Here is a 13,827-nt window from a genome sequence, read left to right on the forward strand (position 1 = left end):
ATACGAGGATTTATCCCTGATGTCATTCCGAGCAACTCTGAAGGCAAGCGCTACCGCGTTCGTGATGGTGCCGCTGCTCGCCCTGGCCTTCGGCCCGGGCGCCGCGCTTGCGAAGCCGCTGGTCGTCTGCACTGAGGCAAGTCCCGATGGCTTCGACGTCGTGCTGTTCAACTCGCTCGTGACGACCAACGCATCGGCGGACGTGATCTTCAACGGACTCGTTGCGCTCGACGAGTCGAACGACAAGATCGTGCCCGCCCTGGCCGACAAATGGGACGTCAGCACCGACGGCCTGAGCTATACCTTCCATCTGCGCGCGAATGTGCAGTTCCAGAAGACCCCCTGGTTCACACCGTCGCGGCCGCTCGACGCCGACGATGTGATCTTCACCTTCACGCGGATGCTCGACCCCAAGCAACCCTGGCACAAGGTCAGCGGCCCGAGCGGCTTTCCGCATGCGCTGTCGATGCAGTTACCCAAGCTGATCAAGTCGATCGACAAGGTCGATGCACAGACGGTCCGCTTCACGCTCAGCGAGCCCAATGCGACCTTCCTGCCGATCCTGAGCATGGGCTTCGCTTCGATCTATTCGGCCGAATACGCGGATCAGTTGCTCAAGGCCGGCCGCACGGCCGATCTCAATGCGAAGCCGGTCGGTACCGGTCCGTTCATGTTGCGCAGCTACCAGAAGGACGCAGTGATCCGCTACGACGTGAACCCTGGCTACTGGGGGCCGAAGCCGAAGGTCGACAAGCTGATCTATGCGATCACGCCTGACACCGCCGTGCGCATGCAGAAGGTCAAGACCGGCGAATGCCAGATCGCGCTGTCGCCGACGCCACAGGATGTGCTCGCGGCAAAAAGCGACAAGAAGGTGAAAGTCAGCGAGCGGCCCGCCTTCATGACCGCCTTCGTCGCGCTCAATACGCAGCACAAGCCCTTCGACAATCCAAAGGTGCGGCAGGCCCTCAATATGGCGTTCGACCGCGCGACCTATGTGAGGGCCGTGTTCGACGGCACCGCGACACCCGCTGTCAATCCCTACCCGGCTGGTACATGGAGCTATGCGAAGGATCTGCAGCCCTACCCGCACGATCTCGCCCAGGCGAAGAAGCTGCTCGCCGAAGCGGGCTACCCGAATGGCTTCCCGACGACGATCTGGACGCGGCCGACCGGCAGCGTGCTGAACCCCGACCCGACACTCTCGGCCGAATTGCTGCAAGCCGATCTGGCGAAGATCGGCGTGACCGCGCAAGTCAAGGTCGTCGAATGGGGCGAGCTGATTCGTTCCGCCAAGCAAGGCCAGCATGATCTGCTCTTCATGGGGTGGGCCGGCGACGACGGCGATCCGGACAATTTCCTGACACCGCTGTTCAGCTGCGCGTCCGTGCAATCGGGAATCAACTTCGCGCGCTATTGCGACCCGGCACTCGACAAGCTGATCGCCGATGGCCGTTCGACGACCGACGCGGGCAAACGATCGGCCAGCTACCTGAAGGCGCAGCAGTTGATCCACGACCAGGCGCTCTGGATCCCGCTTGCCTACCCGAGCGCGGCCGCCGTGTTGCAATCGAACGTCGACGGCTATCAGGTCAGTCCGTTCGGACGGCAGAATTTCGGCAACGTGACGGTGAACTAGATCCCGCTGGGTACGAAGCGGATCACGCCATCCTCGCCGCGCACGCGCCGAAGCTCGCCCGCGTGCCAGAGCAGGTGCAGGTGGGCGAGCGCCTCGCCCATCGCAAACGTCATCTGATGCGTGTCGAGCTTGCGCTTGAACATCATCGGCAAGATATCGGCGGCACTGCAAGGCTTGGCGGCGCAAGCCTCGCGGACCTCGTCGAGACGGGCGGCATGGTGGTCGCGAAGTTGCGCGAGCCGGGTATGAAGGCCGCGAAACGGCTTGCCATGCGAAGGCAGCACGAGCGTATCGGGCGACAGCGAACGAAAATGGTCGAGCGATTCGAGAAACCAGGCGAGCGGGTTTGCTTCGGGCTCGACATCGAACACCGAGACATTGGTCGAGATGCGCGGCAGCACCATATCGCCCGCGATCAGCACCTCGTCCTGCGCATCGTAGAGCGCGCAGTGTTCGGACGAATGACCGAAGCCCGTGATCACCTGCCAGCCGCGCTCGCCGATCGCGACCACATCGCCTTCGCGCACGCGGCGGTAGGTCGCCGGGACCTGTGGCACGAGCTTGCTGTAATAGTTCTTGCGCGCGCGGATCTGCGCGATTGCGTCGGCATCCTGCAAGCCGTGCAGCATGAAATGCCGCGCGGCGGCATCGCCACCCGCGCTCGAACCCGAGACGTCGCCGGCCGCCAGGGTGCGGGCGGTCATGTATTCACCGAGCGACATCCAGAGCCGCACATCCCAGCGCGCCCGGTCGCCGCCTGCGCAGATCCAGTGCGCAAGACCGACGTGGTCGGGATGGAAATGCGTGACCAGCACCCGCAGCACAGGCAGTCCGTCGAGGTGTTCGTCGAACACGCGCTCCCAAAGCGCCTTGATCGAGGCGTCGGTAACCCCGCAATCGACGATCGTCCAGCCCGCCTGGCCCTCGATCTCGTCGCGCAGCAGCCAGACGTTGATGTGATCGAGCACGAAGGGCAGCGGCATGCGCAGCCAATACACGCCGGCTGCGACCTCGAGGCGGTGCGCCGGCTCCGGCAGGGACTCGCCGAGCGGGTAGTTCAGTTGCTGCTCAAGGACATTCATGGAATGTGTCAGGAAATCGGCTCGCGCACGCCGCGCTGGCCTGGGTCATCGGCGTCCGTGCGACGGCACGGTTGCGCGTTTGCGCAGTTGACGATAACGTAAAGCTCGATTGTAATCGCCGGAACGCACCGGCGCTGCGCGTACCCTCTCTGCGGGAATCGGTCAGCGAAACCTGCCCGGTCGGCCCGTTGAGGGCGGCTGGCCGGAACGGCCTGGTGCGCGCGTCCGGTGTGAGCTTTTTGCGCTCCCGACTATCTGTGTCCTTACCTGTCGTGCTATACCCAAGCTCCGCTCATGAGCGCCCATTACACGATTACTGAACTCGCACACGAATTCGACATCACCCCGCGCGCGATCCGCTTCTACGAAGACCAGGGGCTGCTCGCGCCGAGCCGGGAAGGTGCCGGCGGCCAGCGGCGCGTCTACTCGGGGCATGACCGAACGCGCCTCAGGCTCACGCTGCGCGGCAAGCGGCTCGGCTTCACGTTGACCGAAATCCGCGGGCTGCTCGATCTCTACGAATCGCCGACCGATACCGTGCCGCAACTCGAGGCGTTCCTCGCGACGATCGCCGAACACCGCGCCGTGCTCGAACGGCAGCTCGAAGACCTCACTGCGACCCTCGAAGACCTCGCACAATACGAGGCGCAATGCAGGGCGCTTCTCGACGGTGCCTCGCCTGACGATGCGGCGAATGCCGCCTGACTTTGAAAAGACCAACCCATGACTGTCCAAGATCCGCATGACGCACATCAACTCAGCCTCCAGGAGTTGTTCGCCAACAACGAGCAATGGGTCGCCCACAAGCTCGGCGAAGATCCCGATTTCTTCAGCCGCCTCAAGGACCAGCAGTCGCCCGACTATCTGTGGATCGGCTGCTCGGACTCGCGCGTGCCCGCGAACGAGATCATCGGCCTGCCGCCGGGCGAAGTGTTCGTCCATCGCAATATCGCCAATGTTGTCGTCAATTCGGATCTCAACTGCCTGTCCGTGATCCAGTTCGCGGTCGAAATACTCAAGATCAAGCACATCATGGTGGTCGGCCACTATGGCTGTTCGGGGGTCGCCGCGGCGGTGTTCGGCAAGCGTGTCGGCCTCGCCGACAACTGGCTCCGGCACGTGCACGACGTGCATGACAAGCATGCCGCGCTGCTCGCCGAATGGCCGCTCGGCGAAGCGCGCCACCGGCGCCTGGTCGAACTCAACACGATCGAGCAGGCGGCCCACGTCTGCCACACGACGATCGTCAAAGACGCCTGGGCACGCGACCAGTCGCTGACGATCCACGGTTGGGCCTATGGGGTGCATGACGGTCGCCTGCGCGACCTCGGCATGACGGTCGACTCGCCCGAGGCGCTCGCACCGATCTACAGCGCGTGCATTGCCTCGCTCGCGCGCGGCGGCACACCGCTCAACTACGTACCCGCCGATCGCCGTCCCGAGGAACCGGCGCTTGGATAGACCTGTGTGAATTCCTGAGGGCCCCGCCCGAGAACAGCGCTTGCGACGCGAATGTCGCGGTATCTCGAGTCGGCGCCGTGGTCGCTGCACTTGGCGAAAACAGACATGATGGAGGCAAGCATGACCGATTCAGTCGTTATCGTCGCCGCGGCACGCACACCGCTCGGCGCCTTTCAAGGCGAGTTCTCCTCACTGAGCGCGGCTGAACTCGGCGCGGTTGCGATCGCGGCGGCCGTCGAGCGCGTGGAACTCTCGCCGGCGGCGGTCGACGAAGTGCTGATGGGTTGCGTGCTGCCGGCCGGCCAGGGGCAGGCGCCCGCGCGGCAGGCCGCGCTCGGTGCCGGACTGCCGCTCGGCACGGGCTGCACGACGATCAACAAGATGTGCGGCTCGGGCATGCGCGCGGCGATGTTTGCGCACGATATGCTCGCCGCGGGTTCGGCCGGCGTCATCGTCGCGGGCGGCATGGAGAGCATGAGCAATGCTCCGTATCTGCTGCCGAAGGCACGCGCGGGCATGCGCATGGGTCATGGCCAGGTACTCGACCACATGTTTCTCGACGGCCTCGAAGACGCCTACCACAGGGGATCCGACGGCAACGGACGCTTGATGGGAACCTTCGCCGAGGCCTGCGCGGACGAATTCGGCTTCACGCGCGAGGCGCAGGATGCCTTTGCCATCACATCACTCGAACGCGCGAAATTCGCGAACGACAGCGGTTCGTTCAACTGGGAAATCGCCCCCGTCACAGTATTGTCGCGCAGCGGCGAGGTCCGCGTCAGCAAGGACGAACAGCCGTACAAGGCGCGCGCCGACAAGATCCCGACGCTGAAACCGGCATTCCGCAAGGACGGCACCGTGACGGCGGCCAATTCGTCCTCGATCTCGGACGGCGCGGCCGCGCTCGTGATGACGCGCGAATCGACGGCAGCGCGGCTCGGCCTTTTGCCGCTTGCGCGCATCGTCGGCCACAGCACTTTTGCGCAGGCCCCCGACCAATTCACGACCGCGCCGGTCGGTGCGCTCGCGAGACTCTTCGAGAAGACCGGCTGGCGCGCGGACGAAGTCGATCTCTATGAGATCAACGAAGCCTTCGCGGTCGTGACGATGGCGGCGATGCGCGAGCACGGCTTGCCGCACGAGAAGGTCAACGTGCATGGCGGCGCATGCGCGCTGGGTCACCCGATCGGCGCCTCGGGCGCACGCATCATCGTGACCCTGCTCGGCGCACTGCGCCATCAAGGCGGCCAGCGCGGCGTCGCGAGCCTCTGTATCGGCGGCGGCGAGGCGACCGCGCTGGCGCTCGAAATCATGAACTGAAGCGCGACAACGTCCGGGCTCACGACGAAACCGTGAGCGCGGGCACGAGTCGGCACCCGCAAAGAACGCATGAACGCAAGACACACCAAGACTGCACCCCACCCCGCCGCGTTACCCTGTCCCTGCGGCGGCTACGTGGTCACTGCCGCGCCCGCACCCGGCGAACAACACGCCGTGCCGTCACCCGGCACAGTCCGCCTTCCCGCGAGCCCGGCAGCCAGAAGTCAGGCCCCGGGCAAGACCCAGGGCAGGATCCTCTACGGCAACTGCTGCGCACGCCTGATCGAGTCAGGCGAGATTCCCGTGAACGCCGAACAGCTGATGCGTTCGCGCTACACCGCCTACGTGCTCGAACGCTTCGACTACCTGCGGGAAACCTGGGATCCCGCGACATGCCCCGCGGATCTCGGCAGCGAGCCCGGCCCGCAATGGCTGGGACTGGATGTGCGCCGCCACGAGCCACTCGACGACCGACATGCGCTCGTCGAGTTCGTCGCGCGCTACAAGGTTGGCGGCCGCGCTCACCGTCTGCAGGAGCTCAGCCGCTTCGTTCGTGGCGAGGACGGACGCTGGAGATACGTCGACGGCCAGATCTCCGACCGATGAGCGTGCCGCCACCGTGAGCGCCCGCACGCCCCGCCCCCTGAAGGAGCATGCGCGTTGACCGAGACTATCGACAATTGCGCGTTAAACCCCTGAACGTCAGGCAACCGGCCCTCAAGCCATAATTTCCGGGCCAGAACGCGAAATGACGACGCTCTCGCAGAAGCGCAATCTTTAGCTGATAATCGGCGTTCCAGCCGCGGCCGGCTCCATGACTTTCCGACCTTCTTGGAACGCCTTTCGATGAACGCGTCTTCTCCCCTGCTCCAGCGCATCAAGCTCGAGCGCCATGCAGTGGCGCGCAATGCGGTCATCGCCACCGTCACGCTCAACCGGCCGGCGCTGCGCAATGCATTCGACGACATCGCGATTGTTGAACTGACGGGTGCGTTCCGAGCCTTGTCCGAGGACCCACAGGTCCGCGTCGTCGTCCTGGCGGCCCAAGGCCCGGCATTCTGCGCAGGTGCCGACCTCGGCTATATGCAGAGAATGGCGGGCTTCTCCGACGCACAGAACCGCGCCGACGCGATGGGCCTCGCGACGATGCTCAACACGATCTACAGCTGCTCGAAGCCGGTCATCGCACGCGTGCAGGGCGACGCGTATGCGGGCGGCATGGGTCTGGTCGCCGCGGCGGATATCGCGATCGCGGCCGAAGGCGCGCAGTTCTGTCTCTCCGAAGCCCGGCTGGGCCTGCTGCCGGCGACGATCGCGCCCTATGTGATCCGTGCGATCGGCGAACGCGCCGCGCGCCGCTACTTCGTGAGCGCGGAACGTTTCGATGCGGCTGAAGCGTTGCGACTCGGCCTCGTGCATCAGCTTTGCCCCGCCGAAACGCTCGACGCGGTCGTCGACACGATCGCGCGTGCGATCGCCGCGAACGGACCGCAGGCCGTGGTCGAATGCAAGCAACTGGTGCGCGAGATTGGCGGCCGCGCGATCGACACCGACCTGCTCTTCGATACCGCCGAGCGAATCGCGCGCGTGCGCGGCTCCGACGAAGGCAAGGCCGGCATCGCGAGTTTTCTCGGCAAATACTCACCGCCGTGGACAGCCGGCGAATAGTCGAAAGGACCTCATAACTTGAACCAGCGATTGAACCCCACCCCGGACAGCGACTGGGTCGCACGCAGCAAGCGCGCGGTCTGGCATCCGTGCACGCAGATGAAGCACCACGAAACGCTCCCGCTGATCCCGATCGCGCGCGGCGCGGGGCCTTGGCTCTACGACATGAACGGCAAGCGTTATCTCGACGCGATCAGTTCATGGTGGGTCAATCTGTTCGGCCATGCGAATCCGCACATCAACGCGGCGCTCAAGGCCCAGCTCGACACGCTCGAACATGCCATGCTCGCGGGCTGCACCCATGAACCCGCGATCGAACTCGCCGAGCGTCTGTCGGCGCTCACCGGCGGCGTGCTCGGCCACGCGTTCTATGGTTCGGATGGTGCGTCGGCCGTCGAGATCGCGCTCAAGATGAGTTTTCACTTCTGGCGCAATAGCGGTCGGTCGAACAAGCGCGAGTTCGTCTGCCTCGCAGGCAGTTACCACGGCGAGACGATCGGGGCGCTTGGCGTGACCGATGTCGCGATCTTTCGCGATGCGTACGATCCCCTGCTCCAGCGCGCGCACACCGTGCCCGCACCCGACACACGCCTGGGCGCGGCGGCGACCGAGACGAGTCTCGCCGCGCTCGCCGGATTGTTCGAAACGCGCGGCACGCACATCGCGGCGCTTATCCTCGAACCGCTCGTCCAGTGTGCAGGCGGTATGGTCATGCATCCGCCGGAATACATCGCGGCAGTACGGCGTCTTTGCGATGCGCATGAGATCCATCTGATCGCCGATGAGATCGCGGTCGGCTGCGGCCGTACCGGCACCTTCTTCGCCTGTGAACAGGCCGGCGTCTGGCCCGATCTGCTGTGCCTGTCCAAGGGCATCACGGCCGGCTACCTGCCCTTGTCGGTGGTGCTATCCCGTGACACGATATTCGACGCGTTCTACGACGACGACAGCGCGCGGGCATTCCTGCATTCGCACTCGTACACGGGCAATCCACTTGCCTGCCGCGCGGCGCTCGCGACGCTCGACCTGTTCGCACGCGATGACGTGCTGAACGCGAACCGTGCCAAGGCCGCGCGCCTGGCTGCCGCACTCGAGCCACTCGCGAAGCATCCGGCCGTGCGCGCGCTGCGCCAGTGTGGGACGATCTTCGCATTCGATGCGCTCACCCGGCCGGAATCGGCGAAGACCTTCTCGCGGCGGTTCTTCGAGACCGCGCTGCGCCATGAGATGCTGCTGCGCCCGATCGGCACGACGGTCTATCTGATGCCGCCGTATGTGCTCAGCAATGAGGAAATCGATCTGCTCGCATGGCGTACGCGCGCGATCTTCGAACATGTGATGGCACTGGACCTGTAGTCGACTATGCGATTGCTGGATGATCTGAATCAGGGCCTCGCGGACCTCGCCGCGCAGGGATTGACGCGTCGGCGCAAGACCATTGAGACCGGCTGCGCCGCGCATATGCGCGTCGACGGCCGCGAGATCGTCGGTTTCGCGAGCAACGACTACCTGGGGCTCGCCTCGCATCCGGCGCTGGCCGGCGCGATCGCCGAGGGCGCCGCGAAATTCGGCGCGGGCAGCGGCGGCTCGCATCTGCTCGGCGGCCACTCCGATGCGCACGCCCAACTCGAGCAGCAGCTCGCGGCATTCTGCGGCGGGTTTGTCGATGGCGCGCGTGCGCTGTATTTCTCGACCGGCTATATGGCGAACCTCGCCGTGATGTCCGCACTGAGCGCGGCGGGCGCGAGGATCTATTCCGACCGGCTCAACCACGCTTCGCTGATCGACGGTGCGCGGCTCTCGCGCGCCGAGGTGCGGATCTATCCGCATGGGGACGCGGCGGCGCTCGACGCGCTGATCGGGGCCGACGATGTCGCCGATACGCCGGCGCCGGCTCATATCGGCAACGCCGCGCCGGTGCGAACCGCCGACGGTCGCACCTCATTCACGATGAACGCAGGCACGCGCGGCAGCAGCGCGCGCGCCTCGGTCAAACTGATCTCGACCGACAGCGTATTCAGCATGGACGGCGATATCGCGCCGCTCGCCGCGCTGCTCGAGGTCGCGCAGCGGCACGAGGCCTGGCTCGTCGTAGACGATGCGCACGGCTTCGGCGTGCTCGGCGAACAGGGGCGTGGCGCGCTCGCCGCGGCCGGCCTGCGCTCGGAGCACCTCATCTATGTCGGTACGCTCGGCAAGGCGGCGGGCGTTGCGGGAGCCTTTGTGGTGGCGCATCCAACCGTCATCGAATGGCTGATCCAGCGCGCGCGGACCTATATTTTCACGACGGCCGCGCCGCCCGCCGTCGCCCATGCCGTCAGCGTGAGTCTCAAGTTGATCGCCGGTGCGGAGGGCGACCGGCGGCGCGCGCACTTGAGCCATCTGATCGCACGCACACGCACGATTCTCGCGGGTACGCGATGGCAGCCCGTCGACTCGCATACGGCGGTGCAGCCGCTCATCATCGGCACCAACGAAGCGACCCTTGCGCTTGCCGCGGCACTCGACGAGCAGGGCCTCTGGGTGCCGGCGATCCGGCCACCGACCGTGCCCGCCGGCACGTCGCGATTGCGCATCTCGCTGTCGGCCGGCCACTCCGACGACGATCTCGACCGGCTCGAGCGCGGCCTGCGTTCGGCCGGCCCGACTGTCCGTGCAGCCTGATGAACGAGGAGCACCGACCATGACACATCGTGGCCTGTTCGTCACCGGCACCGATACCGAGGTCGGCAAGACCTTCGTCTCGACGGCGATCCTGCATGCGCTGCGCAGCTTCGGTATCCGGGCCGCCGCAATGAAGCCGATCGCGGCCGGTGCCCAATGGCGCGACGATGCCTGGCATAACGACGACATCGACGCGCTCTGCGAAGCGGCCTCCGTCTCGCTGCCGCCTGAGATCATGACGCCCTATCTGTTCCCGACACCGGCGGCGCCGCATCTGGTCGCCGCAAGCGAGAGCACGTCGATCGATATCGCGCGAATCGTCGCCTGTCACAACGATGCGCAGAAGCTCGCCGGGTTCGTGCTCGTCGAGGGGGTTGGCGGTTTCCGGGTGCCGCTCGACGATCGCGTCGACACGGCTGACCTGGCCGTTGCCCTCGGCCTGCCCGTGGTCCTCGTCGTCGGCATACGTCTCGGGTGCCTGAACCATGCCCTGCTGAGCGCGGAGGCGATCGTCTCACGCGGCTGCACGCTCGCCGGCTGGGTCGCGAACCGGATCGATCCGGATCTCGAGTTCGCCGACGAAAACATCGCCACGCTGCGCAACCGTTTCGCGACGCCGGGCCGCGGCGGTGTCGCCAGCCTCCCCTATTCGGTGCCCATGCTGGGCATCGTCCCGTTTCTCAAACCCGCCGATCCGCGCATCGCCGCCGCCAGCCTCGATGTCGCACCGCTCATTGCGCTGGCGGATCGCGAAGGAAAATCACGATGACCTACGATTCCCCCGTTACGCCGCCCGCCGCCCAGACAACCCACCACGCCGCGGGCACCTCAGGCGGCGACACCCATGCCGGCTCCGGTACGCATACCGGCATCGCTGAATCGGCTGCCCATCCCGCACGCTGGACCGTTGCCTCGGTTGTCGCGCTGTATGAACTGCCATTCAACGACCTGCTGTTCAAGGCGCAGCAAGTCCACCGCGAACACTTCGATCCGAACCTCGTGCAGCTTTCGACGCTGCTCTCGATCAAGACGGGCGGATGTCCGGAAGACTGCGCCTATTGCCCGCAGTCGGCCCACTACGACACCGGTGTCGACGCGGACAAGCTGATGCCGCTCGACGACGTGCTGCAGGCCGCCCGCGATGCCAAGGCTCACGGTGCGACGCGCTTCTGCATGGGGGCCGCCTGGCGCAGCCCGAAGGACCATCATCTCGAACAAGTCGCCGACATGGTCCGGGGAGTGAAATCGCTCGGCCTCGAGACCTGCGTGACGCTGGGCATGCTGAGATCCGAACAGGCGCAATCGCTGAAGAATGCGGGGCTCGACTACTACAACCACAATCTCGACACGTCGCCCGAGTTCTACGGCCAGATCATCAGCACGCGGACCTACCAGGACCGGCTCGATACGCTCGACCACGTGCGTGATGCGGGCATCAATGTCTGCTGCGGGGGGATCGTCGGCATGGGGGAATCGCGTCGCGAGCGCGCGGGCCTGATCGCGCAGCTTGCGAATCTCGATCCGTATCCGGAGTCGGTACCGATCAACAATCTCGTACAGGTCGAAGGCACGCCGCTCGCGGGCACTGCGCCAATCGATCCCTTCGAATTCGTGCGGACCATCGCCGTCGCGCGCATCACGATGCCGGGCGCGATGGTGCGGCTGTCGGCCGGACGCGAACAGATGGACGAGGCGCTGCAGGCGCTCTGTTTCGCCGCGGGGGCGAACTCGATTTTCTACGGGGAAAAACTGCTGACGACGGGCAACCCGCAGGCTGAAGCCGACAAGGCACTCCTCGCACGCCTCGGCATGCGCACGGAGATCGGGCAGGCGTGAGGCCTAGCCGGCGCGGAGAGTTCCCCCGCGCCTCTTCACGCCTTACTTCTTCGCTGCGACGATGATCTGGTCGTAGCTGCCACCGTCGGCGAAATGCGTTTGCTGAGCTTTCGCCCAGCCGCCGAAGACATCCTCGACCCTGAACGTCTTCAGGGGCTTGAACTGGTCCGCGTGTTTGGCGAAGACAGCCGGATCGCGCGGACGCAGATTGTGTTCGGCGATGATCTCCTGCCCCGCGGGCGAGAACAGGAAGTCGAGATACGCCGTCGCGACCTTGCGTGTGCCGCGCTTGTCGACCACCTTGTCGACGATCGCCACCGGCGGTTCGGCCAGCAGGCTCGTCGACGGATAGACCGCTTCGAACTGGCCCTTGCCGAGGTCATTGCCGATCAGAATCGCCTCATTCTCGAAGGTCACCAGCACATCGCCGATATCGCGCTGCATGAAGGTCGTCGTCGCGCCTCGGCCGCCAGAGTCGAGCACGGGCACGTTGTGGAACAGTTTCGTCTCGAAATCGCGCGCCTTCGCCTCGTCGCCGCCATGCGAAGTGACATAGCCCCAGGCGGCCAGATAGCTATAGCGACCGTTGCCCGAGGTCTTCGGATTCGGGATCACGACCTGCACGCCGGGCTTCACGAGATCGTCCCAGTCCTTGATGTGCTTCGGGTTGCCCTTGCGGACCAGGAAGATCATGGTCGTCGTATAAGGGCTGCTGTTGTTCGGAAACTTCGCGCGCCAGTCGGCCGGCACGTAGTCGCCGCGTTCGTGAAGCAGGTCGATGTCGTTCGACTGGTTCATCGTCACGACGTCGGCCTGCAGGCCCTGGGTGACCGCCATCGCCTGTGCGCTCGACGCGCCGTGCGACTGCTTGAGCTCGACGGTCTCGCCGGCCGTTTTCTTGTAGGACGTGACAAATGCGCTGTCGATGTCCTTGTACAGTTCGCGCGTGACGTCGTAGGAGACGTTGAGCAGCGAAGTATCCGCATGCGCGACACCCGCCGCCATGCCCAGACCCGCCAATACCAGCGCGCGCCACCGGCTCGCCCGTTTCGCCATCATGCTTTCACCCCTATTCTTTTAAGAAAGCCGATTGTAGCGGAGCAGGCAGCGCCTCCCGATCTCGCCCGTGCGACTCGGCTTTACAATCAGGTGAATGTGCGTCGGACACAGGCGTGTCGGCGCCATCGAACTGGAGAGAGACAGATGAAGTTGCCGCGAAAGGTCAAGCTGGTCGAAGTCGGTCCGCGCGACGGCCTGCAAAACGAAAAGCAGTTTGTCTCGACCGCGGTCAAGGTCGAGCTGATCAACCGCTTGTCGGCCGCGGGCTTCCCGAACGTCGAGGCGGCTTCGTTCGTATCGCCGAAGTGGGTGCCCCAGATGGCCGACGGCAGCGACGTCATGCAGGCAATTCATCGGCGACGCGGTACGATCTATTCGGCGTTGACGCCCAATATGAAAGGTCTCGAGGCCGCGCTCGCCGCGCGTGTCGATGAAGTCGTGATCTTCGGCGCCGCGAGCGAGGCGTTCTCCCGGAAGAATATCAACTGCAGCATTGCCGAGAGCATGGAACGCTTCCGCCCCGTTGCGCGTGCCGCGAAGGACGCGGGACTGCGCGTGCGTGGCGCGTTGAGTTGCGCATTCGGCTGCCCCTACCAGGGCGATGTGCCGGTCGCATCGGTGGTCAGCGTCGCGCAGATGTTCGACGAACTCGGCTGCGACGAAATCGATATCGCCGATACGATCGGGGTGGGCACCGCCGCCCAGGTCGGCACGGTATTCGATGCGGTTACACGCGTGATCGACGGTTCGCGACTATCGGGTCATTTCCACGATACCTACGGGCAGGCGCTCGCGAATATCCTCGCGGCACTCGAAACCGGCATCACGATTTTTCATGCATCCGTCGCCGGACTCGGCGGCTGTCCCTACGCGAAAGGCGCGACCGGCAATGTCGCGACCGAAGACGTGCTGTACCTGCTCGACGGACTGGGGATCGAGACTGGAGTCGACCTCGCGGCCGTCGTCGCGGCCGGCGATTTCATCTCGACCGCGCTCGACCGGCCCAATGGCTCGCGCGCCGGCAAGGCGCTGCTCGCCAAGGCCGCGGCCTGAGAAGCCTCGTCACTCGCAACCTGCAAGCCTGCGACCCGTAACATC

The 13,827-nt window shown here is 65.3% G+C and carries 13 protein-coding genes; 11 read left to right on the forward strand and 2 right to left on the reverse strand.

Annotated features, from left to right (window positions below; genetic code table 11):
• Positions 1–64: 64 nt before the first annotated feature.
• The gene (locus tag HV670_RS13300) at positions 65–1,639 is read left to right on the forward strand and encodes an ABC transporter substrate-binding protein (RefSeq protein WP_175105292.1); all 1,575 of its coding nucleotides are present in this window, start codon (positions 65–67) and stop codon (positions 1,637–1,639) included.
• On the opposite strand, the gene HV670_RS13305 is transcribed toward HV670_RS13300, so the two are convergent.
• On the reverse strand, positions 1,636–2,721 hold the full coding sequence (locus HV670_RS13305) for an MBL fold metallo-hydrolase (protein WP_175105249.1): 1,086 nt from the start codon (positions 2,719–2,721) through the stop codon (positions 1,636–1,638). The two genes, HV670_RS13300 and HV670_RS13305, sit on opposite strands and share 4 nt — an antisense overlap.
• Positions 2,722–3,015: 294 nt before the next feature.
• Here HV670_RS13305 and HV670_RS13310 point away from each other — a divergent pair, with 294 nt between their 5' ends.
• The 9 genes from HV670_RS13310 (at position 3,016) to bioB (ending at position 11,670) form a co-directional block, all read left to right on the forward strand.
• Complete coding sequence (locus tag HV670_RS13310) at positions 3,016–3,426, forward strand: MerR family transcriptional regulator (RefSeq protein WP_175105250.1); 411 nt, start codon at positions 3,016–3,018, stop codon at positions 3,424–3,426.
• Between the two features lie 18 nt (positions 3,427–3,444).
• On the forward strand, positions 3,445–4,182 hold the full coding sequence (can, locus tag HV670_RS13315; protein ID WP_175105251.1) for a carbonate dehydratase: 738 nt from the start codon (positions 3,445–3,447) through the stop codon (positions 4,180–4,182).
• A gap of 120 nt (positions 4,183–4,302) precedes the next feature.
• A complete protein-coding gene (locus tag HV670_RS13320) occupies positions 4,303–5,502 on the forward strand; it encodes an acetyl-CoA C-acetyltransferase (protein ID WP_246257348.1) in 1,200 nt (399 codons plus the stop codon).
• Positions 5,503–5,571: 69 nt separating this feature from the next.
• Positions 5,572–6,108, forward strand: a complete 537-nt coding sequence (locus tag HV670_RS13325; RefSeq protein WP_175105253.1) for a YchJ family metal-binding protein — start codon at positions 5,572–5,574, stop codon at positions 6,106–6,108.
• A gap of 240 nt (positions 6,109–6,348) precedes the next feature.
• On the forward strand, positions 6,349–7,170 hold the full coding sequence (locus tag HV670_RS13330) for an enoyl-CoA hydratase/isomerase family protein (RefSeq protein WP_175105254.1): 822 nt from the start codon (positions 6,349–6,351) through the stop codon (positions 7,168–7,170).
• 18 nt (positions 7,171–7,188) lie between these two features.
• The gene (locus tag HV670_RS13335; protein WP_175105255.1) at positions 7,189–8,526 is read left to right on the forward strand and encodes an adenosylmethionine--8-amino-7-oxononanoate transaminase; all 1,338 of its coding nucleotides are present in this window, start codon (positions 7,189–7,191) and stop codon (positions 8,524–8,526) included.
• A 6-nt stretch (positions 8,527–8,532) separates the two neighbouring features.
• Positions 8,533–9,834, forward strand: a complete 1,302-nt coding sequence (locus HV670_RS13340; protein ID WP_175105256.1) for an 8-amino-7-oxononanoate synthase — start codon at positions 8,533–8,535, stop codon at positions 9,832–9,834.
• Positions 9,835–9,853: 19 nt separating this feature from the next.
• Positions 9,854–10,603 carry a dethiobiotin synthase gene (gene bioD, locus HV670_RS13345; protein ID WP_175105257.1) on the forward strand — a complete coding sequence of 250 codons (750 nt, stop codon included), beginning with the start codon at positions 9,854–9,856 and terminating at the stop codon, positions 10,601–10,603.
• Positions 10,600–11,670 (forward strand): biotin synthase BioB, encoded by a 1,071-nt coding sequence (gene bioB, locus HV670_RS13350; protein WP_175105258.1) that lies wholly within the window; start codon positions 10,600–10,602, stop codon positions 11,668–11,670. The genes bioD and bioB overlap by 4 nt, the downstream gene beginning before the upstream one ends.
• Before the next feature lie 42 nt (positions 11,671–11,712).
• On the opposite strand, the gene HV670_RS13355 is transcribed toward bioB, so the two are convergent.
• Positions 11,713–12,729: a sulfate ABC transporter substrate-binding protein gene (locus tag HV670_RS13355; protein ID WP_425511421.1), complete on the reverse strand. Its 1,017-nt coding sequence runs from the start codon at positions 12,727–12,729 to the stop codon at positions 11,713–11,715.
• A gap of 144 nt (positions 12,730–12,873) precedes the next feature.
• Between HV670_RS13355 and HV670_RS13360 the strand changes: the two genes are divergently transcribed.
• On the forward strand, positions 12,874–13,782 hold the full coding sequence (locus HV670_RS13360) for a hydroxymethylglutaryl-CoA lyase (protein WP_175105259.1): 909 nt from the start codon (positions 12,874–12,876) through the stop codon (positions 13,780–13,782).
• The last annotated feature ends 45 nt before the right edge of the window (positions 13,783–13,827 follow it).

It is taken from the genome of Pararobbsia alpina, assembly GCF_902859895.1.
In the GTDB taxonomy this organism is placed as follows: domain Bacteria; phylum Pseudomonadota; class Gammaproteobacteria; order Burkholderiales; family Burkholderiaceae; genus Pararobbsia; species Pararobbsia alpina.